At 52.2% G+C, this 22,141-nt stretch carries 19 protein-coding genes; 18 read left to right on the top strand and 1 reads right to left on the bottom strand.

Features of this window, described 5'->3' with window-relative positions; translation table 11 throughout:
• Positions 1–1,452 carry a xylulokinase gene (gene xylB / locus ACQY6I_RS04750; protein WP_428240325.1) on the bottom strand — a complete coding sequence of 484 codons (1,452 nt, stop codon included), beginning with the start codon at positions 1,450–1,452 and terminating at the stop codon, positions 1–3.
• A 184-nt stretch (positions 1,453–1,636) separates the two neighbouring features.
• On the opposite strand from xylB, the gene ACQY6I_RS04745 reads away from it, so the two are divergent.
• From ACQY6I_RS04745 to ACQY6I_RS04660, 18 genes are all read left to right on the top strand, one after another.
• The gene (locus ACQY6I_RS04745; RefSeq protein ID WP_428240324.1) at positions 1,637–3,901 is read left to right on the top strand and encodes a penicillin acylase family protein; all 2,265 of its coding nucleotides are present in this window, start codon (positions 1,637–1,639) and stop codon (positions 3,899–3,901) included.
• 165 nt (positions 3,902–4,066) lie between these two features.
• A complete protein-coding gene (locus tag ACQY6I_RS04740) occupies positions 4,067–5,440 on the top strand; it encodes an isochorismate synthase (RefSeq protein ID WP_428240323.1) in 1,374 nt (457 codons plus the stop codon).
• 93 nt (positions 5,441–5,533) lie between these two features.
• The gene (gene menD / locus ACQY6I_RS04735) at positions 5,534–7,240 is read left to right on the top strand and encodes a 2-succinyl-5-enolpyruvyl-6-hydroxy-3-cyclohexene-1-carboxylic-acid synthase (RefSeq protein WP_428240322.1); all 1,707 of its coding nucleotides are present in this window, start codon (positions 5,534–5,536) and stop codon (positions 7,238–7,240) included.
• On the top strand, positions 7,237–7,986 hold the full coding sequence (locus tag ACQY6I_RS04730; protein ID WP_428240321.1) for an alpha/beta fold hydrolase: 750 nt from the start codon (positions 7,237–7,239) through the stop codon (positions 7,984–7,986). The genes menD and ACQY6I_RS04730 overlap by 4 nt, the downstream gene beginning before the upstream one ends.
• An 8-nt stretch (positions 7,987–7,994) precedes the next feature.
• A complete protein-coding gene (menB, locus tag ACQY6I_RS04725) occupies positions 7,995–8,846 on the top strand; it encodes a 1,4-dihydroxy-2-naphthoyl-CoA synthase (protein WP_428240320.1) in 852 nt (283 codons plus the stop codon).
• A 3-nt stretch (positions 8,847–8,849) separates the two neighbouring features.
• Entirely contained in the window at positions 8,850–9,788 is a 939-nt protein-coding gene (gene menC / locus ACQY6I_RS04720; protein ID WP_428240319.1) for an o-succinylbenzoate synthase, read from the top strand.
• Positions 9,782–11,143: an AMP-binding protein gene (locus tag ACQY6I_RS04715; protein ID WP_428240318.1), complete on the top strand. Its 1,362-nt coding sequence runs from the start codon at positions 9,782–9,784 to the stop codon at positions 11,141–11,143. The genes menC and ACQY6I_RS04715 overlap by 7 nt, the downstream gene beginning before the upstream one ends.
• A 67-nt stretch (positions 11,144–11,210) precedes the next feature.
• Positions 11,211–11,633, top strand: coding sequence for a hotdog fold thioesterase (locus ACQY6I_RS04710; RefSeq protein ID WP_428240317.1), 423 nt, complete (start codon positions 11,211–11,213; stop codon positions 11,631–11,633).
• A gap of 178 nt (positions 11,634–11,811) precedes the next feature.
• Positions 11,812–12,882: a bifunctional DNA-binding transcriptional regulator/O6-methylguanine-DNA methyltransferase Ada gene (gene ada / locus ACQY6I_RS04705; protein ID WP_428240316.1), complete on the top strand. Its 1,071-nt coding sequence runs from the start codon at positions 11,812–11,814 to the stop codon at positions 12,880–12,882.
• A 325-nt stretch (positions 12,883–13,207) separates the two neighbouring features.
• Positions 13,208–14,602 (top strand): iron-containing redox enzyme family protein, encoded by a 1,395-nt coding sequence (locus tag ACQY6I_RS04700; protein WP_428240315.1) that lies wholly within the window; start codon positions 13,208–13,210, stop codon positions 14,600–14,602.
• The gene (locus ACQY6I_RS04695) at positions 14,583–14,936 is read left to right on the top strand and encodes a Rieske 2Fe-2S domain-containing protein (protein WP_428240314.1); all 354 of its coding nucleotides are present in this window, start codon (positions 14,583–14,585) and stop codon (positions 14,934–14,936) included. The genes ACQY6I_RS04700 and ACQY6I_RS04695 overlap by 20 nt, the downstream gene beginning before the upstream one ends.
• Positions 14,923–15,825, top strand: coding sequence for a 50S ribosomal protein L11 methyltransferase (locus ACQY6I_RS04690; protein WP_428240313.1), 903 nt, complete (start codon positions 14,923–14,925; stop codon positions 15,823–15,825). The genes ACQY6I_RS04695 and ACQY6I_RS04690 overlap by 14 nt, the downstream gene beginning before the upstream one ends.
• Positions 15,826–15,867: 42 nt before the next feature.
• Complete coding sequence (locus tag ACQY6I_RS04685; RefSeq protein WP_428240312.1) at positions 15,868–17,154, top strand: MFS transporter; 1,287 nt, start codon at positions 15,868–15,870, stop codon at positions 17,152–17,154.
• A 23-nt stretch (positions 17,155–17,177) separates the two neighbouring features.
• Positions 17,178–18,119 carry an alpha/beta hydrolase gene (locus ACQY6I_RS04680; protein ID WP_428240311.1) on the top strand — a complete coding sequence of 314 codons (942 nt, stop codon included), beginning with the start codon at positions 17,178–17,180 and terminating at the stop codon, positions 18,117–18,119.
• Entirely contained in the window at positions 18,119–19,393 is a 1,275-nt protein-coding gene (locus tag ACQY6I_RS04675) for an ATP-grasp domain-containing protein (RefSeq protein ID WP_428240310.1), read from the top strand. Before ACQY6I_RS04680 ends, ACQY6I_RS04675 begins: the two co-directional genes overlap by 1 nt.
• A gap of 136 nt (positions 19,394–19,529) precedes the next feature.
• Positions 19,530–20,528, top strand: coding sequence for a helix-turn-helix transcriptional regulator (locus ACQY6I_RS04670; RefSeq protein ID WP_428240309.1), 999 nt, complete (start codon positions 19,530–19,532; stop codon positions 20,526–20,528).
• A gap of 156 nt (positions 20,529–20,684) precedes the next feature.
• A complete protein-coding gene (locus ACQY6I_RS04665; RefSeq protein ID WP_428240308.1) occupies positions 20,685–20,981 on the top strand; it encodes a GIY-YIG nuclease family protein in 297 nt (98 codons plus the stop codon).
• The gene (locus ACQY6I_RS04660; protein WP_428240307.1) at positions 20,974–21,399 is read left to right on the top strand and encodes a dCMP deaminase family protein; all 426 of its coding nucleotides are present in this window, start codon (positions 20,974–20,976) and stop codon (positions 21,397–21,399) included. Before ACQY6I_RS04665 ends, ACQY6I_RS04660 begins: the two co-directional genes overlap by 8 nt.
• Positions 21,400–22,141 lie beyond the last annotated feature (742 nt).

Below are 22,141 nucleotides of genomic sequence, written 5' to 3'. Positions count from 1 at the left end.
TCACTCTCGATTTAAATGTTGGGTGATTTGATAGAGCTGGCGATATTTCGACAGTCGGTTTTGGTAATAGTGTTGTTTTTCCGGGTCGGGTTGATGGTGAGCAAGCACCTCTGGTGCCCGACAAATACTTTCCAGTCGTTCAGGCTCTATGGCCAGGTGTGCAAGCCGGGCGGCCCCGAGTCCAGGGCCAACTTCTCCACCGTCACGAAAGACCAGCGGCTGGTTCAGCACGTCGGCAATGATCTGACGCCAACGTCCGGAGCGCGCTCCGCCGCCAATCAGGGAAATCTGTTTGAAAAGAGTGCCGGCGGACAATAAGGCATCCCGTCCGTCGGCAAAGGAGAATGCCACACCTTCAAGAATGGCCAGGGTCAGTTCGGCGCGAGTGGTGGCATTGGTAGCGCCAAAAAAACAGGCACTGGCCATGGGGTCGTTATGGGGGGTTCTTTCACCTGACAGATAGGGCAGAAAGATGACCTGGGTCTGGTCGATACCGCTGTCTTCAAGTTCCTGCAACAGCGTGGGAACCTCTTTGTCCACCAGGCCGGAAAACCATGACAGACAATTCGCGGCACTCAGAGAAACTGCCATCTGATGCCAACGGTCTGGCAAACAGTGGCAGAATGCATGAACGGTGTTTTCGGGGTTGGCGTGGTGAGCGGAACTGGCCACAAACAACACCCCGGAAGTTCCTAGCGACAAAAATGCATCCCCGGCATCGACGATGCCCACACCGACGGCACCGGCGGCATTATCTCCAGCACCGGCGACCACCGGAATTTCCGGAAGTCCAAGTTCTTTGGCAATGTCGGCGTTCAGATGACCAACTATCTGGTTGCCCTCAAATAGTTCAGGCATGTGCGTTCGGTTCAATCCGGTCGCCGCCAGCAGCTGATCATCCCAATCACGTTTGGCGGGATTCAGCCACAGTGTGCCGGCAGCATCCGACATATCACTGGCATAGACACCGGTCAAACGCCACACCAGGTAGTCTTTTGGTAGGAGTACTTTTGCCAGTTGTTTGAATACTTCCGGCTCATGACGAGCAACCCAGACCAGTTTTGGAGCGGTAAATCCAGGCATCGCCAGATTGCCGCTGCGTTCGCAGAAATCCGCGTGCTCCCGCATCAGGTCTTCACATTCCTGGAAACTGCGACCATCGTTCCATAGTATGCAGGGCCTTAGTACCTGACCATGGTTGTCGAGTAATGTTGCGCCGTGCATCTGCCCAGCAATCCCCATGGCTCTGAGGTTGCTGAGGTCGTGAGCACGGCCCAGTTGATGGGTAACGGCTTGAATGGCCTGCCACCAGTCTTCCGGGTTTTGTTCACTCCATAAAGGTTTTGGCTGACTGACCGGGTAAGCATGGCTTTGCTGGTCAATGACTTCTCCGGAGTTATTTATCAGTACGGCTTTAAGGGCTGAAGTGCCCAGGTCGAACCCTAGATACATAGTATGTCCTGATCTTATTTTTATTAATTTTTGACTAAAATTAATTCTGGTCTGATTGGCTGGAGATGTCAAAGAAATTCGCAGCAAAAAAGTTATATCTGTTTGGAATGAAAAGTGCTGCATGACCTCTACACCGGAATAATCGATTACTAAACACGCAAATAGACTCAAAGGGGAGACTGCGGTGACGCATGCTGAAAATGTTGGAATGCTGGATAAGATATGGGGGGCCCTGGTCGGAATCGGTGTAATCGGCAAGGCAGTATTCACTCGTCCCACACCAAAGACCATGGCGCAGCGGCTGGCCATGCTGCCAACGGACAACCTTCCGGTGGCGGCGCCGGTGAATATTTACTGGAACAAATATCAGGTGCCATTTGTGGAAGCTGAATCCCAAAAGGATCTCGCGGTGGCACTGGGACTGGTACATGGCCACCTGCGTCTGGCTCAGATTGAAATCATGCGCCGGCTGGCTTATGGCCGGATGGCGGAGATGATCGGGCCAATGGGGTTCGAAATTGACCGGTCGCTGCGGCTGTTGGATATCGGCAAAGCTGTGCCAGAAATTATTGCAAATATGGACTCCACGACCCGGGAATGGGCAGAAAGCTTTGTCAAAGGCCTGAATCATCTGATTAAACACACACCAGAACTGCCTCATGAGTTTGCCATCCTTGGGATTCGACCAGAGTTATGGACTTTGACCGATCTGATCACCCTGGCGCGGGTAAACTCATCCGATATCAGTTGGTTGGTATGGCTGAAGCTGTTAAAAGCCCGACGTAAATTACCACGTCATACCTGGGAAACTCTGTGGCCTCGTCTGGTGAACGCTGATGGACCAACAGGCTATGCTGCAGAAGGTATGTTTGGTGGTGAACACGTGCTGGCAGCACGCACACGAAGTGGCAGTAACTCATCGGCTATCGCCGGCAGTCACACGACATCGGGATACGCTGCGATTGTCAGCGACCCTCACCTGCCGATGGGAGTGCCATCACCGTGTTTTGTGGTCGGTGCCAAAGCACCGGGTTATCATCTGGTTGGGGCGATGATGCCGGGCATGCCGTTTTTTGTGTTGGGCCGCAATGAGCACATCGCCTGGGGGGGCACCAGTCTTCATGCCCAGGGCAGTGATTTGTTCGATGTTTCTGAATTTCCAGATAGTCGTATTTCCGAAGAATATCAGCCGGTCCGGGCTCGTTGGAGTCGCTCCCGGCGGCTACGGATACGACGTACGGATATTGGCCCGATTGTTTCCGATGGACCGTTGATGAAGGTTGACCGGCCTACCGCCATGCGTTGGCAGGGGCATCGCCCAAGTGACGAAATTGCCGCCATGCAGGCTGTGGCAACGGCTACCAGCTGGGAGGAGTTTCATCAGGCTTTGAAGCCGTTCGCTGTGTCCGGCCTTAACATGGTATTTGCCGGAGGCAAAGGACAGCGGGTTGGGCACTGTTTGGCCGCGCACTTACCGCGTCGTCCCAACGATACACCTGAAGATGTGATCTTGCCCGCCAGTGCCGCAGACAGTTGGGGCTCCATTGCTGATACCACCGCTATGCCGGTCAGAGTGGACCCGGAACAGGGATTTGTCGCGTCTGCCAATGAACGACCTGAGGGCAGCGATTTTCCCATTGGTTACTTTTTTTCTCCGAAAGACCGCTCACAGCGATTGGCCGAAATCTTCAGCAGCAAGGAAAAACTGTCGATGGACGACTTGCGCGCCAGTCAGACTGATGTGGCCATGCCGGGTGTCCTGCCGCTGCGGGATTTATTTTTGCAACGTGCTGCGCTCAGTGCAGCGAAGGGTGACGCGCAACAGCACGTACTCACATTATTGACGGGTTGGGATGGAGGTTATCAGGCAGGCAGAGTCGAACCCATGGCATTTGAAATGTTGTTGGCAGAGGTGGTGAAACGGCTGGGACTGCATCGCCCCGGCAGCCATTATCATACTGTCTGGATGACTCACTCGTTGTTGAAAGAAGATCTCCAGGCCGTGGACCCAACACATCTTGCGGGCGTTATTCATCGTGCTCTCAAGGTCGTGGCGAAGAAGATAACGCGCTATCGAAAATGGGGTAATGTGCATCGTTTGCGAATAGAGCACATGTTCCATCATCTGCCGTTTATAGGGCGACGCTATCGTTTTGCCGATCTCCCGGCCAGTGGTGGTGCCAATACGGTCCACAAAACCGGACATCCTCTGGTTTATGGACCACACACCATTACCTTCGGTTCCTGTACTCGTCATATCAGTGATTTAAGTGATCCGGATGCTAATTACTTTGTATTACAAGGAGGGCAGGATGGTTGGATAGGCAGCGAGAACTTTGTCGATCAGCTGTCACTGTGGCAGTCCGGTGATTATATGAGAATCCCTCTTCGGATCGATACGATACGTGAGACTTTTCCACATAAAAGTGTTTTGAAACCGTCTGCATAGAAGCTTGATGAATATCAGCGATGAGAATGGTTAAGCTGCTACACTATGGTGGTAAACAGACTTTGACGGAAACATCCCGTCGGGCAGTAGATTAGCTGCCTGCTAACCCGGAGTGATGTTGTATCCGGGAAGTCTGCCGATTTGTTTTTTCAGTAGTTGGGTTTTATGACCATACAGGCGCTTTCTTTTTTAACGTTGCCCTCGGCACAATCATTGGCACACAGTATTGATCGGTTGTGTGCCGAACTTTCCGCTCGCCCTTTTACGGCCAATCGTCTGCAACGAGTCAGTTGTGACATTCCTGCAATTGATCTGCTGGAGCTGCTGTCCAGTGTCGCCATCGCTGAGCGAGGGTATTTTGCCCATCGTAACCAGACAGCTGCAGTCGCTGGATTTGGCCAGGCGCTGGAGTTGAAAATCGATGCTTTACATCATGGGCCCTCGTTGTTGTCGCGAGCGGAAATGATCATCGCCGATACGGATGCGGTGTGGATGGGGGGCTGCTCTTATAATGGCGAAACCGGTACCGGACAGTGGCAGGGCTTCCCCGCCATGCGGTTTTTGTTGCCCTTGCTGGAAATTCGGGAAGATCACGATAGTTTTCAATTGGCATTGAACCTGTTTGCCCGTGATGTTCAGCATTGGGAGGAGCAGTTACAAGCGATTACCCTGTTGAGTCGTAGTATTGCCAAAGCCAAAATCAAAGTCACCCGGGCTGCTACCATTAACCGCCGCCGCCAAAGTGTGGATCGTCAGCAATGGCATCAACAGGTGGGTGAAGCACTACAGAAGATCGGTGCGGGAGAGTTCCATAAAGTGGTGCTGGCACGGGAGGTGGCATTACAGTTCAGCTCGCCGCCGAATATTTTTCAGACCCTGAAGCGCTGGCGCCAGCAGTTGCCCAGTAGTTTTGCGTTTGCCATCGAAAATCACGGCAAAGTGTTTTGGGGATGCTCTCCTGAGCGCTTATTCAAACGCCATGGTCAGCGGTTGTGCACTGAAGCTATGGCCGGTACTGTGAGGCGCGGGATTAATCACGCTGAGGATTTTTCCCTCGAACAGCAATTGAAAACCGATGACAAACTGACCCGTGAACACGCCGTTGTGGCAGATGTGATTTGCGAAAGCCTGTTGCCTCTGGCCGAGTCCATTGATCACAGCCAGAAACCAGGCGTTTATAAACTTGACCGGATCCAGCATCGCTATCAGTCGCTCAATGCGGTGTTGAAAGCCGATATTTCCACTGATCAATTGTATCGTCACCTCCACCCGACACCGGCAGTATGCGGTCACCCCCGGGTTCAAGCTCAGGCGTTCATCTCCGCCTGCGAACTTACGCAACGGGGCTGGTATAGCGGCTGTGTGGGTGTGATCGGAGCAGGCCAGACGGAGTTTGCAGTGGCAATCCGTTCGGCGCTCAGTGACAGAAATCATTTATGGCTTTATTCTGGCGTCGGTATCGTTGACGGGTCAGATGCTGATGCCGAATGGCAGGAGCTGGAAGCCAAGATCGAGTCCCTTCTCGAAGCCCTCAATTGACCCTGTCCCGGGCTCAGGCAGGTTATCGACAGAAGTTATGCTGTTGAACGATGTTCCTGTGGCCGGACCGCTAATCGTTAAGTAACGAGTGACATGCCGTACCAACACACACTACACAACTCTCAATGGGCAGAATCCCTGATTCATCTGATGTATCACCTTGGGGTGCGACATTTCTGCGTCGCACCGGGCAGTCGTAATGCCGTACTGACACTGGCCCTGTTCCGGTTGAGCAGGGAGCTTGATGGCCTGAATCTACACACCCATTTTGATGAACGGGGGCTGGGATTTCTGGCACTGGGCCTGGCCAGGGTACAACAGCAGCCGGTTTGCATTATAACCACCTCGGGCACCGCCGTTGCCAATCTGCACCCGGCAGTGGTGGAGGCATTCGAAACCCTGGTGCCGTTATTTATTCTGTCGGCAGACCGGCCTGACCGGCTGCTCGAATGCGGTGCCAATCAGGCCATTCGGCAGAAGCACATGTTTGGCGCCAATGCCCGGCTGAGTGTCAATCTCAGCTGTCCGGCTGACAGTCAGGCGTTGAATCAGCAGATCACCGGGTTTTTGCAGCAATATGCACAGTTATCCCTGCCTGGACCGATACAGCTGAATTGTCAGTTTGATGAACCGCTGTATGAGCAGGCGGCACCCGTGTCGTTGGACTGGCAACGGTGGAATCAGGTATCCCGACCGATACCAGCACAGACTGCCGATGAGACCGTATTGGAAATCGTTCGTTCGAGCCGTTCGGTACTGATTCTGCTGGGGCAGCTTACGCCCGCACAACATCGGCAGTTGTTGCCGTGGATCAGCCAGTTACAATGTCCGGTCATCGCTGATATCGCCAGCCAGTTTCGTGGTCGTCGCGAAGCACATTTGCTGCATTACGGAGACCTGCTGTTGGCCCATCCCGCATTTGTGGCGCAATTACAACCTGATCTGGTGATTCAGTTTGGTGGTCGTATGGTCAGCAAGCGTGTTGGCCAGTTTCTGGAACAGTATTTGTGTGACTCTGAGGCCCAGTATCTGTTGTTATCGGAATATGACCGACCGCTGGATCCAACCCACCGTGCCCGACAGCAGACGATTCCGTTTCAGCGAGTGGTTGAATGGCTCCCGCAGCCATCAGTACATCCTCATTTGCAGTGCTTGATCCGTCAGCATGAACAACTGGCCGACGCATTGCCGGATCTGGTGGGCGCCAGCTGGCATGAGGCTTCCGTGGCCAGGTTGTTGATGCGCCAAATGCCGGCAGGCAGTGCCATCATGGCCGGTAACAGCCTGAGTATTCGTATGCTCGACAGTTATGGGCGTTTCGCAGCACAGGATATCCACGTCTACAGCAGTCGTGGTGCCAGTGGCATTGATGGTCTGGTGGCAACGGCTGCAGCACTCACCAGTGCATACGAGCACAGTTATCTGCTGGTGGGGGATACGGCGCTGTTACATGATCTCAACAGTCTGGCGCTACTGGCAGGAATGCCTGCGGCAATGACCATTGTCGTGCTGAACAATAATGGCGGTGGTATTTTCGATCTGTTGCCAGCCAGTCAGCAGACGGCGTATGAGCAAATGTTTTTGATGCCGCACGGTTTTTCATTTCAACACGCAGCCGCACAATTCGGGCTGGATTATCATGAGGTGACAGATGTGTCGGCTTTACAAAATCAACTGACAGCGTGCGGTCCCCCAAAACGTTCTCGTCTGATCGAATGCCGGATTCATGATGGCACGACCCAGCTCAAGGGATTCATCGAACAGATCCGGCTGTTGCCGGCCATCAGTGCCTGTGTATGAAGCCGGTACAGTTGGTAATGATTCCCGGTTTTCTGGGCCGGGCGAGTGATTTTTCTGAGCTGCGGTCAACGCTGCCAGCGACAATTGAGTGTCATTGCCTGGAATTGCCCCGGATAGCCATAGATCCACTGACAGACAGCTTTCATAACATCGTGCAACACTGGTTTCGCCAGCAGGCAGATCGGCTGCCGGACCGTTTTGTACTGCTGGGGTATTCTCTGGGAGCCCGATTGGCGATGAGCTTGTGTCAGCATCTGATGCTGGTTTCTCCGCAGCGGCTTCAGGGGCTGATCCTGGAAAGCGGTAACTTTGGTGCTCAAAGTCTGGCAGAGCGTCATCAGCGCTGGATTCATGATCAGGCCTGGGCGCAACGCTTTGCTACTGAGCCAATGTCACAGGTGTTGTCTGACTGGTATGCCCAGAATGTGTTTGCCAGTTTGCAAGCCGATCAGATCAAACGTCTGATCACCGCAAAACAGTCTCTCGATGGCACACTGGTGGCGCGGCAGTTACTGGCTCTGAGTGTGGCCCGGCAACCGGATTTCAGCGCTGCGATGCAGCAGCTGAGATTGCCCTTTTTCTTTCTCTCCGGTAAAAACGACGCCAAATACACCCGCCTGGGGCAGACCCTCGGGGCGGCGCGACATCGAGTCGCCAATCACTGCGGTCACAATATTCATTTTGAAGATCCGCAATGGTTTGCAGCGACCTTAACTCACCTGATCGACTCCATGAATACGCATTAGGAATAGCTATGAACAATCCAGCTAACAGCTCTATCAAACCCGCACTTGAATGGCAGAACGTCGGCGCCCAGTACGACGATATTCTGTATCACAAGGCCGAAGGCATCGCCAAAATCACCATTAACCGGCCCGAAGTCCGTAATGCTTTCCGGCCTAAAACCATCATGGAAATCCGCCAGGCCTTATCCGATGCCCGTTTTGACGATCAGATTGGCGTGGTGATTCTGACCGGACAGGGTGATATGGCCTTTTGTTCCGGCGGGGATCAGCGGGTGCGTGGCAGTTCCGGTTATCAGGATGATGGCGGTACTCATCACCTTAATGTGCTGGACCTGCAAAAAGAAATCCGCTCGCTGCCAAAACCGGTTATTGCCATGGTGGCTGGTTATTCCATTGGTGGCGGCCATGTACTGCATCTGGTTTGCGATATCACGATTGCCGCAGAAAACGCCCGTTTTGGCCAGACCGGCCCGAAAGTCGGTTCCTTTGACGGTGGTTTTGGCGCCAGCTATATGGCCAGCCTGATCGGCCCCAAAAAAGCCAAGGAAATCTGGTTTATGTGCCGTCAGTATGATGCCCAACAGGCGCTGGATATGGGCTTGGTGAATACTGTGGTGACGCTCGAACAGTTGGAAATTGAAACCGTGAGCTGGGCCAAAGAAATGTTGCAGCATTCACCGATTTCCCTGCGGGTTTTGAAATCGGCCTTTAATGCCGGTCTTGATGGTCAGGCTGGCATACAGGAGCTGGCCGGCAATGCCACTATGCTGTTTTACATGACTGAAGAAGGGCAGGAAGGCAAAAACGCCTATCTGGAAAAGCGCAAACCGGATTTCAGTAAATTCAAGCGTCAGCCCTGAGCCATGAGTGACCGCATACTGGGTCTGGAACTGTTTCGTTTTCGCCTGCCGCTGCAACGGCCGCTGGTGTTGTCAGAACAGACACTCAGTGATCGTCAGGGATTGCTGCTGAAATGGCAATTGGCGGATCGGGTTATCTGGACTGAGGTATCGCCTTTGCCGGGTTATAGTCGGGAGACTCTGGCCCAGTGCCTCACTCAGTTGCGTGACTGGTATGGTGCCGGGCCTGAACTCAGTATGACGGCACTGCAGCAGTGCTCTGATCCCGGGTGGTATCCGGCCGTAAATTTTGGGTTGCGTTCGGTGTTGCTGAGCTGGCAGATTTCCGGGGCGGTGAAACCGCAGATATGTCAGCTGCTGAGCTATCAGGATGTGGTGTCGCAGAACGCTGCGGATTGCATCAAAATCAAAGTCGGGCAACAATCCCTGGCGACGGATATTCGCCGTGTTCAAGAGTTGCTCGACACGGGCTTCAGTGGTCGGATCCGCTTGGATGCCAACGGCAGCTGGAATCTTGAACAACTCGCGCAGTTCAATCGCATGCCGGAACACGCTGCGATTGAATGGTTTGAAGAGCCCTTACACCACCGTGATGATTATCGCTATTGGTCGCAATACAGTGATATTCCATACGCACTTGATGAAAGTCTTTATCAAGTATCGAAAATGCCGGATTATCATTCAGGTCTGGCTGCATTTATTTTGAAACCAACTCTGTTGGGGTATGATCAAACCAATAAGCTGATTCAGTATGGCAGGCCATTGGGGGTGCAGAATGTACTCAGCAGCAGTTTTGAAAGTCCGGTAGGTATGGAGCTGATTTATCGTATGGTGCAGTCATATAATTTGTCGGGTGCGCAGGGACTGGATACTTTGAAATATTTTCCGACCATGACTTTATCGGGTTTTATTTCCCGGTTTCTGGAACCAGTGCCATGGTAAATGTATGCCCGATTACGGTAGCCGCCCAACAACAGCCGCAATTGTCGTGGCTTTTAATGTCGTCTGAAACGGTTTCCTTTTTGCGGTTTGAACAGTCTGTGCAGAACTACTGCCAGTACTTCAGTGAATCAGGGTTAGCGGATAGCGAGCGGGTGATGATTCCTGCAGTCAAAGATTGGCATACCCTGGCCGCGCTGTTTGCCCTGTTTCGTTTGGGGTGTGTGGCAATACCGTTTGATCCGGACAGTCCGCCATCGCGTTACCGGTCTCTGGCAGAACAGATTGAGGCCAGAATATGTGAGTCATTGCCAGAGTTGTCGGGAGTAGAAGCGATAACGGCTGAAGGGCCGGATAACGTTGATGTCTCTTGCCCCTGTCTTGGGATTTTCACATCCGGTTCTACCGGACAGCCAAAGCTGGTATTGCATACCCTGAACAGCCTGTTGACCAATGCTGCCGCCGCTAACACCATGATTCCTTTGTCAGGTGTTGACCGGACATTACTGAGTTTGCCGTTGCACCATATCGGCGGTATTGCGCAGGTGTTGCGAGCCTTGCTCTCACGCACCGCACTGGTCATGGGCGGAACCGTAGATCAGCCAGACGTTCTCAGATTCTGGAGTATTACCCATGTCTCCATGGTCAGTACCCAGTTGCAGCGTTATCTGGTTCATGAGGTGGATTGTCCCTCATTGAAGGCGGTTTGGCTTGGTGGCGGACCCTGTCCGGCGCCATTACTGGAACAGGCCCGAAAACGGCAACTGCCGGTCTGGCAGACTTATGGTATGACCGAGACTGCCTCACATCTGCTGACCCTGAATCCGGATGGCCGGATGGTGGTGACGGCAGGAATGGAGGTTCAGGTTTCGGCGGAACAAGAGCTGTTAGTGCGGGGCAGCAGTTTGTTTGCCGGATACTGGTCAGCGCAGGGTATTCAGCCGGCGCGCGATCATGAAGGCTGGTTCCATAGCGGTGACCTGGTGATGCTGTCTGATCACCATATGACGGTGACCGGCCGTAAAGATAATCGTTTTATCAGCGGCGGAAAAAATATCCAGCCGGAGGAAATTGAGCGACATCTGCAGCAGTTGGCAGATGTACAGCGGGCATTGGTCGTTCCAGTGCCGCACCCGGAATTCGGTCAGGTGCCATTTGCTTTTGTGGAGTTGCGGGACTCTCAGGCGTGTTCTGCACAATGGCAGCAACAGACGATTCTAACGTTGAAACAGCGGTTGCCGGGTTATCTGGTACCCCGGCACTATGCTTGTTTGCCGGCAGACGCTGGCCTGAAACCCCGGCGGCCACAGTTACAGCAACAGGCTGCCGAGCTGATGTCTGCAAAACTCGTTGACTGAATTGACCGGACCGGTTTGTATCCGGTCTGAACATACGTATTAACACCAGCCCAGGAGGAAAACATTGATGAGTATCTGGAAACGCCATGCAACTGTGGATGATTTAAACAAGTTCAGCCAAAACACCCTTTCGGTGGCATTGGGGATCAAAATTACCGAAATCGGTGAGCGGACACTGACTGCTACTATGCCGGTCATGGAAGCCACCAAGCAGCCCATGGGTTTTCTTCATGGTGGAGCCTCTGCCGCGCTGGCGGAAACACTGGGCAGTATCGCTGCCTCGATGTGTACCGAAGACAGTAACATCTGCTTTGGCCTGGAGCTGAACGCCAGCCATTTGAAATCCAAACGCAGTGGTGAAGTCACCGGCGTCGCCACACCAATACGTATCGGTTCATCGGTTCAGGTCTGGGAAATCCGTGTCACGGATGAAGAAGGTGAACTGGTATGTTTGTCGCGTTTGACGGTTGCGGTCAGAAAAATGGGCTGATAAAGAGGCATCTGCAATGGTTGTCCGAAAGATGTATGGGCGACCTACACTTCCTGACCCGCGGACATTCTGTCGCCGGGTCGTCATCCTTTCGAATTCAAGAGCAATAATCAGGTTGTCTGACAACCTCCCAGAGCTATAGTAGGTCCAATCGCATACTTTGAACGAGTGCAACATTGTGACTGAAGCTACCCCGCTGCTTGATACTCTTTCTACGGACCGGCTCTGGCAGGCTGTGGTTGACCGTGACCCCGACTTTGATAACGTGTTTGTCTACGGTGTCATTACCACCGGTGTCTATTGCCGGCCCTCCTGTCCTTCACGGCGGGCCAATCGTGAAAACGTTCAATATTACGCGACCCCTTCCATGGCCGAAAAAGCCGGGTTTCGGGCTTGTCGCCGCTGCCGTCCGGAAAATACCTCCGGCCTCAGTGAGCAGGCCCGGATCGTTGAGCTGTTGTGTCGTTATATCGATCGTGCTGAGACACTTCCTACCTCTCTGGAGCTGGCAGAAGTTGCGGGTTGGAGCCAGTACCACATGCAACGGGTATTCAAACGCTATGTGGGCCTGACGCCAAGACGCTATGCCGCCGGGCGGCGGGCCGAGCGGGTAAGGGATGAGCTGGGTAAACAGAGCACCGTGACATCGGCAGTGTATTCAGCCGGCTACAACACGGGCGGGCGTTTTTATGATGAGGCCGACAGAATTCTCGGTATGTCACCTAAAGCCTACAAAAAAGGGGGCACCGATACCCGCATACGGTTTGCAATTGGTGAGTGCTCGCTGGGGTCGATTCTGGTAGCCCAGAGCGAGAAAGGGATTTGCAGCATTCAGATGGGAGAATCTCCGCAGGCCCTGATCGAGGAGCTGCAGGATGCATTTCCCGCTGCCGAGCTGGTTGGCGGAGACGCCGGTTTCGAAGCGATAGTCGCTCAGGTGGTCGGACTGATCGAACACCCATCCCAGACTCTGGACTTGCCGCTGGACATCCGAGGCACCGCGTTTCAGCGCAAAGTCTGGGCGGCACTGCAGTCCATTCCTCCTGGGCAGACCGCCAGTTATCTGGATGTTGCCGAGATGATCGGTTCCCCCAAAAGCGTGCGGGCAGTGGCTCAGGCCTGTGGTGCCAACAAACTTGCCGTGGCCATTCCCTGTCACCGGGTGATTCGCAATGATGGGGGATTATCTGGATATCGCTGGGGAGTGGAGCGCAAACAGACTCTGCTGGAACGGGAGCGGGAAGCATGACCGGGCATTTGCGAATGACCGGTGACCGTGCTTTTTGTTGTACCGATGGACTCTCAACCCTGCCGGCCCCTCACATCATTCAATGGTTCCTTAACACCTGCAACCGATCTTAACTGCGTAACCGAAAAGTTCTTATTCCGTGTTAATGGCGATGCGACGGGACACAGAACTTAAGGGTATATACAGCATTTGGGCGTATTCGAAGTGACAAATAGTCGTGAAATTATTGTCACCGCTGTTCGTTGCTGCCTTTTTCAAGGCTGTGTGACACTGGAATCGTTCGTCGTACAGACGACATCTGGTATAGCTACACAAGGATACAATCATGACAGTAAAGGATCGGTTTAGTGAAAAACTCGCCCTGCTGGGGACATTTCCCCAATTTAGGGATAACGAAGACTGGGTAGAGGAAATGTCCGTCTGGTTCCGGATGGTCAGACCTCAGACCTTTAAACATATTAATTTTGAACCCACTCGGTCGGATAACGTTTTTAATTATCCGGCATTCACGATGAATCGTATTTTGACGGCTTTGAATGAACAGGATTTTCTGTTCTTGCCGGAACAGTATGACGGCAACATCGTTGAACAGCTGAAGTCGGTGTACAGCGATGAACTGAGGCAACTCTCCGCAGAGCTGATACCTGAGCTCGAACGCCGTTGTCTTGGGTTTCTGATGAATGAATTAGAGAGTTTTGGGGCAGGCTGGGACAGTAGAACACTGTTCGATTATTTTGATTCAGCCATTCAGGACAATGATGAATTACCTGCGTCACTGGCGTTAGTGCGAGAGTGGCCGGACCGCAAAGAGCTGGCTGAAACCCTGGTTATTCAACATGCATTGGATTTTCTTCCGGAATCCTCTCACATGATTCGTCATGCCAAGGGCGATTACGGCACGCTGCAGTCTGCGCTGTTTCGCATCGTCATTGATGAGTTTGGCTATGGTAATCATGCAACCAAACACAGCTCCCTGTTTAAGGCCACATTGGCATCCATCGGCTTGAAAACCCACTCCCATGCATACTGGTCGTTTTATCTGAATTCCACTCTGCTGATGAATAACTACTTCCACTACATCAGCCGTCGTCCGGAATGTTTTTTTCAGTATCTGGGGGCTATCAGCTACGCCGAAAACACCTTTGGACCCTACTGCCGGCAGATGGCTGGGTTGTTGCGTGAGGTGTATGGCGAACGGGCTGATGTCCGTTACTACCAGGAGCACGTTCACATTGATAAACACCATGGCCGTATGGGAGTGAATGAATTACTGAAACCGGCTATTGCGCAGTTTGGCGATGGTGTCGTTGCTGAGATGGCAAAAGGCGTTGAAATGACCCGTCGGCTGCAGCAAATCGCAGAGCAGGATCTGTCCAGTCAGCTCACCTGGATGGCACAGCAGCAGAACCACCGCGATCTGGCACATGAGATCAAGCCTTCTGTGTTTGGTGATATCGAAAATCTGCCGGTCATGTTGCTGGATGAACCGTATCACGAATTGTCGGTACCCCATGTGCACGATGGTGATGAGTTCTGCGTGGTTGATCAGGGGGTATTACGGTTCTGTCACGGTTTTAACTGTTATTCGGATCTCCGTCCCGGGGAATGCGTGGTTATTCGCAAGAACCGGCTTCATGGCGCTTTGGTGCTGTCTGAAAACTGCAACTATCGAATTCTGTCGATTGGAGATTATGCGCGTTATGCAGACCATCACATTTAACGTCACCGATATGCCGTTGGTGATCCGGACTCTCGACCGCTTTGTGCTGGCCAGATTGTCCCGTCAATCACAGCCGGTATTTATTGATATGACCTGTCCGCATCGCGGTGGTCCGCTGACTCATGGCAAATATGAAGGCGAAAGTGTTCTTTGTCCCTGGCATGGCAACGCCACCAGGCTTTGTCGTCTGCAAAGACTGGATCTGCCAGTTGCCAGCCATGGTGATCGTATATCAGTGGAAATAGAGGGTTTTATCGGTTTTACCCGGACACAAACGGAAGAGAACTGCAATCACGATAACAATAATAAGGAGAACAATTGTGACAACGAATAAGTTAATTGAAATGGAAAGTGCGAAGTCCATTCCCAGATGGCACTTCCCCATGTTGAATGATGGGCAGCGTAATCAGGCATTTCAACGTGCCATTGAATCTGTCGATATGAGGGACAAAACTGTCCTGGATATCGGAACCGGTACCGGCTTGCTGTCGATGCTTGCCGCCCGTAACGGTGCGAGCCATGTCTATGCTTGTGAAGTGAATCCGGATGTAGCCCGGATGGCGGCTGAGATCGTTGCTAATAACGGTTATTCCGACCGGGTGACAGTGATTAACAAGCTGTCTACGGAACTGGTGCCGGGCGTCGATGTTCCGAAAGATATCGATATTCTGATTTCAGAGACGGTTGATTGCGGCTTTTTTGGAGAAGGTTTTGTGCCGTCACTGGCGCATGCCAAAAGCCGGCTGCTGAAGCCCGATGCGCTGCTGTTGCCACAGTCTGTGCGTTTAAAGGCAAGTTTGTTGAGCAGTCGCGATGTGTATCAGCTCAATCGGGTAGACCGGGTACTCGATTTCGATGTCAACCTGTTCAACAAGTTTGCGACCCCGCATTACTTTCCATGTCGTCTGGATACCTGGCTCTATCAGTTGGCATCGCCGCCACTGACTGTTGCCACGGCGTCTTTTTATCAGGACATCCTGTTCCCGAGCTTGTCCAAGGTGGCTTTTGAGCCTGACGTTTCGACGCATGTTCATGGTGTGGTGTTCTGGTTTGAGCTGGATCTTACCGATGAGGAGATGTTGTCCAATCATCCCGGTAACGTTGCTTCTCACTGGATGCAGGCCGTACAGATTTTTTCCAGCCCTATTGAAGTCCATCAGGGACGACCGCTGCCGATGTTGTTGTCTATCGGTGAAACAGAAATCTATTTTTCATTCACATAAATCGTTCAGGACCAGTCGTGCGGCTGGCAAAGGAGTCAAATAATGCAGCAGTCCAGTGTTCAACCCACTCAGGATGTATCCACCGCGAGACGGGATTTCCGGTTGTTGTTGTCGGGACAATCCATCAGTCTGGTTGGAGACCAGTTTATGGTGATTGCCTTGCCATTGCTGGCGGTGTCGGTCGTCAGTGCGACTGAAGCACAGGCAGTATTACTGCCATTTGCCCTTTATCTGCCGTTTCTTCTGGTTGGATTGCAGGCAGGTGCGATGATTGATTATCTCAGGCGTCGATCCGTCATGTTGTTGTGTGAAGCCGTGCAGGTGGTGACATTTTTGACCATCGCCTTGCTGGGGTATTTTGATCGTCTGTCTTTTCCGGTTCTGATGTTGTTGGTCGGAGTATCCGGTGTCTCGCTGGTATTTTTTCAGATTGCCTACACCTCGTTTCTGCCAGAACTCTATACGGACAAAGAGAAATTGCATAAAGCCAATTCATGGCTGACATTCTTTGAGTCCTCCAGTAAATCGCTTGGGCCAATGCTGGCCGGCCCGGTCATCGCACTGTTTGGTACGGTTATCGCGGTTTTTGTTAATGCGGTTTCGTCCATTGTGTCGTTGGTCACCATCGGTCTGATTCAACATAAAAAGGAACGTATTGAGCTCAACCGGCGTGAAAAGCAACGTGGCTGGATGCGCCGTGATATTGCCGAAGGACTGGTGTTCGTATTCCGGCATCCGATTCTGGAACCAGTGATCACCTGTGGTGTGGTCTACGTGATGTTCACGATGATGGTGCGGACCACGATCGTACTTTATTGCGTCAAGGTGATGGGGTTGTCGGAGTCGCTGGTGGGCATTGTCATAGGTGCCTCTGCCCTGGGCTTTCCAATCGGAAATCTGCTGTCTGTTCATCTGGTACGCCGTGTAGGTGTTGGCCGGGGATTGGTGTTATCTGCGACTACGGCGGTGGTCGGGCTGGCGTTTATCCCGGTCGCGGGTATGGCCGGTTCCGTACTCGGGTTGATTATCGCCAATGTCATTCATGGCATGGGGGAAGGCTCTTTCGGGCCCACGGCCGTTACGCTGCGGCAGACCGCCGCACCGGCAGAATTGCTTGGCCGGGTTAATTCTGTTCAGCGGGTTCTGACCTGGGGAGCATTTTCCATCGGCAGTCTGCTGGCTTCCGGTGCCACCCTGTTATTTGGACTCGATCATGCTCTGTGGATTGGTGGGCTGTGTAGCATGTTGTGTGTTCCTGTGCTGGCCAGACGCGGGGTGTTGCTCGAATGCCTGCGAGGTGAAGCTGCATCGCAAACCCGTGAGTCCTGAACTTATTTTTAAGGAGAAAAACAATGGCTTTTGCCGATGGAATTCAAGAATTTATTGATCGTAGTAATAACGTGCTATATCCGGATTTCTACAAATTGCCGGTACAACAGCAGCGTGATCTCTATATGCAGTTAAACGTTGAGTTTGCTTTTCCCGAAGTTGAAAACGTCAGGGTTTCCAGCCAGATCGTGCGGGGCCCCGAGGCTCATATACCGGTGCGGATATATACGCCGGCCAGCCCCCGGCGCCATGGCGTGGTGTTTTATTTGCGAGGTGGTGGATTTGTGCTTGGTTCCGCTGACTCGCACCATTCCGCGATTGCCGATCTGTGCAGACAATCGGGTTTGACCGTGGTGGCCCCGGATTTTCGTCTGGCACCTGAGCATCCGTTTCCCGCGCCGTTGGAAGACTGCTATGTGGCCTTGCAGGCCTTACGCAATGGTGAGTTGGATATAGAGGCTGGTACTGATGCCGTCATCATTGCCGGAGACAGTTCAGGTGCCAATATGGCGGTGGTCGTGGCAATGATGGTGCGTGATCGGCAGCAGCCACCGTTGGCTGGTCAGGCCTTGATTTCCCCGGTGCTGGATTTCAGCCGATGGCGTCATGGTGGAGATGACGCGCCGTTGTTGTCCGGTGGCGAAATGGAGTTCTTTACTGCCTGTTATGCGCCGACGACCGAACAGGTCCGGCATGCTTATGTTTCACCTCTGATCAGTGGTTCGTTCCACGATCTGCCTCCGGCATACATTATGGGCGCGTCCGAGGACTCTCTGGTACAGGATGCTGTCCGCTACAGCGAACATTTGCAGCAACAGGGTATCGCCGTTGAGTTAACCATTGAGCCCGGATTGGTACATGCTCCACTGCGGGCCCGGCAACTGTCTCGCAGCATGGCCCAGGCCTGGGCACGTTATTGTGACGCGGTTAGCCGACTGGCCAGAGTTCCAGAGGAGGCCTACTGATGAACACAACGAATCAGCCAGCAATCATCGTAGATCCGTATTCCACTGGCGCACTCTACGCTGAGACGTTCAGGCGGTGCGGGGTTCCGGTATATGCCGTGACCTCAACCCCGGTTCCACCGGACGTTTATGCCGCTTCCTATCGACCGGAAGATTTTGATCAGGTATTTGCATTCACGGGCGATAATCTTGAGCAGTTGATATCCAGTTTATCTGCGTTGCAGCCGCGCTGTGTATTGCCCGGAACGGAGTCAGGCGTTGAGTTGTGTGATCTTCTGTGTCAGTCGCTGTTACCGGAATATGCCAACGACGCGAACTTAACCAGTGCCCGGCGGCATAAGTATCTGATGGCACAAGCTGTGGCCGCTGCTGGGCTAGCCATTATTCCGCAGATCTGCACCGATTCCCTCACAGCAGTTGAAGACTGGCTGGAGAAATTTGCGCTGACAGGGCGTGATCTGGTGATCAAGCCTCCAAAAAGTGCCGGTACCGATGGCGTTCGTTGTATCAGGGCCGGCGAAGACTGGAGACCTTATTTTAAAGCCCTGGTGCATACCAAGAACCGGCTTGGGCTGATGAATGATGAAGTACTCGTGCAACAATACGTCACCGGTAAGGAGTTTGTGGTTGATACCGTCAGTATTGCCGGTCGCCATTCCGTGACCGATATCTGCCGGTACCACAAGATTGATAACGGCGGCAATATGGCGGTTTACAATGCGATGGAATGGATTTCCCCGTCAGCACCGGACAACACTGCGTTGATTGCATATGCATTTGGGGTGCTCGATGCACTTGGTATTCGCCACGGTGCGAGTCATGTGGAGCTGATGCTGACACCTGAGGGCATCCGCTTGATTGAAATTGCCGCCCGTCCTCACGGTGGCGGTCAGGCCAAGTACAACCGGGTGGCGACCGGTGACAGTCAGATTGACCGCCTCGTCCGATACCATTGTGATGGTGAGCTGCCGACGGAGAGTTTCTGCTTGCGACAGCATCTGACCGTTGTTTTTCTGGTGGCACGTGAAGCCGGTATTGTCAGTAATACGGCGGTGCTTGATCAGGCGCAGGCGCTGTCTACCCATTACACCAGTGTGATTAATATTCGCGATGGTGACCGGGTTGAAAAGACCAAAGATCTGTTTTCGAATCTGGATCTGGGGTACGTCGTTTTGTGCGGGCCCGATGCAAATGATGTTCAACGTGATTTTTATGCTATTAAACAGTTGGAACAACAATTATTGATTACGGAGCTTCATCATTTGACCGCATGATCAAAAGATTCGAATTCAAGAGCAATTTTTGGGAATCCTATTGTTATGAAGCTAAGTAGTTTGACTCGGTAAATCTCTATACATACGAGTTCTGTTTCCGGCTCAGATAAAAAACGGCTGAAACGAGGTGTGTTTTTTGAATTGGGAAACACCAGAGGATCGATGGATGATTGAACACACCTATAAAACGACTGCTGAAAATGTGTTCCTGGACCGATATATCCGGCGGCATTTTAACCCCCGCTATATCGATCCGGAACACCATCGCCACCATTTCCGGGCTGGCTTTGGTGTGCTGCTGCGACGTAGTCGAACCACATTAAATATCAGCCAGTCGGCAGCCGCGGAACTGGCCGGCGTATCGATGACCCAGTATCGAAAATATGAATCCGGTCGCGATAATATGCGGCTATCGACGTTGTTTTGCTATCTGACCAACAGTGGCATTCCGATCGAATATTTGTTGTTACCCCATCTCGGCGCACGATCAGATTGTCGTATGATCAATGTTAAGTACTTGCGATTGCAGTCCTATATTGTTCGCTGTTCTGCCAGTGAGTTTGACAATTTTGTTGGTTTGGTCGCAATGTTGCTGGAAGGCAAAAGATCGATTTTACAACGCATACCACAAGTGCCCTGCGAACACTCCGCCGACCGATTCCCGCAGCGGGCATTACCATCCGTACTGTCAGCTCTTCGGCGTATGCGAGAGCTGTGTCAGTTATCGCGTACAAAGCTTTCTGAACTACTGGGTATTGCTCCGTCAACGCTGACGGCCTTTGAGCGTAGTAACGACATCGGTAATTTGCCGGTGTGCCTGATACACCGGTTTTGGATGGCCTCAGGTCTTTCGCCATTGGTGTTGGTACATGGTACGCCGGTTTTTGATCACTACCGCGTCTGTCATAAGCGTCTTACTCAGTTGCACGATCTAATTTGGGATGGATCTGAAGAATTACTCGGATACCTTGAAGTGATTTTTAAAAATATTCATTCCATTCATTCTTCCCCACGGATATCCCGAGTGCAGCCTTTGTCCGGAACGGAGAAAAGACGTGCCAGAACCCTCTATTCGGTTGCTCAGGCATCCCGGCATATTCCCACGATAAACGATGCCGATCGCATGACCATGTAGCTGCGGCAGAGTGCGTGGCCTGATTTGTGGCGGATTCTTGTCTGCATTTATCACAGCACTGATTCACAGGGATCATGCAGACATTCTGCATCAGAATTGACAGGTAAATCACAACCTGGACACAATCACGGCTCGATTAATAACGGTCAGCCCTACATGGACAGACAACCCTCCTGGACGGTATATATGTTGCGCTGTTGTGATGGCAGCCTGTATACCGGTATTACCACAGACCTGGACCGACGCCTGAAAGAGCATAACGGCGATTTGTCCGGTGGAGCCAGATTTACCCGCGCGCGCAGACCGGTCGAAGTGGTGTATCAGGAAACACAGCCTGACCGCAGCCAGGCCACCCGGCGTGAGCGGATGATCAAAAAAATGGAACGCCGGCAAAAGCTGGCCCTGGTTCATTCCTTTCCACAGCAACGCATTTTGGAGTCAGACTATGAATGATAAATGGATTCAGCGTTTTTTTCAGATGGCTGAACTGGTGGGATCCTGGAGCAAAGATCCCAGTACTCAGGTGGGAGCCGTGATCACGCAGGGAAATAGGGTGGTCTCTGTTGGATTTAACGGTTATCCACGCGGGGTGGGGGATTCAGCCAACCAGGATGATCGTGAGACCAAACTGCTGAAAACCATCCATGCAGAAGAAAACGCCATCCTGTTTGCCAAGCGTGACCTCACAGGCTGCGAAATTTATGTCACGCATTTCCCCTGCCCGAATTGTGCCGCCAAGATTATTCAAACGGGCATAGCCACTGTTCATTGTCAGACCCAAAATGACGAATATCTGAGCCGGTGGGGGGAAAAATCCCGCGTCAGCGAAGCGATGTTTGTAGAAGCCGGTGTGAAGGTTCACTGGTGTTGAAGAGAAGGGAGCTGGCTATTTGTATGTTTTTTTGAAGTACTATATTTGCCGCTCATAGGCTGTTAAAAGGCGGCCATTTACTTAATAGAATGCTAAAGTCCTGTCAGCACTTAACCGCTTGAATAGAGAACTGTGTCACAGTTTAAATGATAATTAAATCTCATTATTTGGCCGTAAGAAAAAGCACTGTATATTCCCGCACGTTGGTTGGCTTTCAGCGCAAAGAGTTGAATTGATCAAGCGCAGAGGTATCCATTCCCATTTTTGTTATTCGCTTGATTGATGGCTGAAAGCACGCAATATCACACCAAATGACCTCCCGAAAGATGACGGGTGGTTATATTTTCCAGAGTCGTTGTAATGTAAAAGTTCCGTCGAATCCTCCTATTCCACAACTATGGTAGGAGTCACAATCGGAACTTGGTATGACAGTATCAGCGGCCCTGGTTTATATGCCAATACATTTTGAAAGGGCATTACTACCATCCATCGCCCTGGCTGAGTGTATTTCGGCCCTCTTCGTATACCATTTTCCGGTCAACGATACACGGAAGTATCGTCTTTTTAAGCCTTGTTTTGACCTCTCCGGTATGATTTAGATTTTACGAGTTTATCTCTGGTTGGATTTAGTTTGATAACGTAACTTGTGACTTTCGAAGGACCGCTCACGTCAAAATCTGGCAAGCTATAAGAGTCAGAAAATACTGACGTTGCACCCATCAAGGAAGCATTACTGAAGGAG

Source organism: Gynuella sp. (assembly GCF_050297175.1).
Classification (GTDB): domain Bacteria; phylum Pseudomonadota; class Gammaproteobacteria; order Pseudomonadales; family Natronospirillaceae; genus Gynuella.
Note: the sequence above shows the minus strand (reverse complement) of the source record. Positions and strands in the feature narration are given on the sequence as shown.

Bases quoted from the DNA above. Each gene is read 5' to 3' on its own strand.
- xylB (WP_428240325.1), bottom strand. From the start codon at position 1,452: ATGTATCTAGGGTTCGACCTGGGCACTTCAGCCCTTAAAGCCGTACTG.
- ACQY6I_RS04740 (WP_428240323.1), top strand. From the start codon at position 4,067: ATGACCATACAGGCGCTTTCTTTTTTAACGTTGCCCTCGGCACAATCA.
- menD (WP_428240322.1), top strand. From the start codon at position 5,534: ATGCCGTACCAACACACACTACACAACTCTCAATGGGCAGAATCCCTG.
- ACQY6I_RS04730 (WP_428240321.1), top strand. From the start codon at position 7,237: ATGAAGCCGGTACAGTTGGTAATGATTCCCGGTTTTCTGGGCCGGGCG.
- menB (WP_428240320.1), top strand. From the start codon at position 7,995: ATGAACAATCCAGCTAACAGCTCTATCAAACCCGCACTTGAATGGCAG.
- menC (WP_428240319.1), top strand. From the start codon at position 8,850: ATGAGTGACCGCATACTGGGTCTGGAACTGTTTCGTTTTCGCCTGCCG.
- ACQY6I_RS04715 (WP_428240318.1), top strand. From the start codon at position 9,782: ATGGTAAATGTATGCCCGATTACGGTAGCCGCCCAACAACAGCCGCAA.
- ACQY6I_RS04710 (WP_428240317.1), top strand. From the start codon at position 11,211: ATGAGTATCTGGAAACGCCATGCAACTGTGGATGATTTAAACAAGTTC.
- ACQY6I_RS04700 (WP_428240315.1), top strand. From the start codon at position 13,208: ATGACAGTAAAGGATCGGTTTAGTGAAAAACTCGCCCTGCTGGGGACA.
- ACQY6I_RS04695 (WP_428240314.1), top strand. From the start codon at position 14,583: ATGCAGACCATCACATTTAACGTCACCGATATGCCGTTGGTGATCCGG.
- ACQY6I_RS04685 (WP_428240312.1), top strand. From the start codon at position 15,868: ATGCAGCAGTCCAGTGTTCAACCCACTCAGGATGTATCCACCGCGAGA.
- ACQY6I_RS04680 (WP_428240311.1), top strand. From the start codon at position 17,178: ATGGCTTTTGCCGATGGAATTCAAGAATTTATTGATCGTAGTAATAAC.
- ACQY6I_RS04675 (WP_428240310.1), top strand. From the start codon at position 18,119: ATGAACACAACGAATCAGCCAGCAATCATCGTAGATCCGTATTCCACT.
- ACQY6I_RS04665 (WP_428240308.1), top strand. From the start codon at position 20,685: ATGGACAGACAACCCTCCTGGACGGTATATATGTTGCGCTGTTGTGAT.
- ACQY6I_RS04660 (WP_428240307.1), top strand. From the start codon at position 20,974: ATGAATGATAAATGGATTCAGCGTTTTTTTCAGATGGCTGAACTGGTG.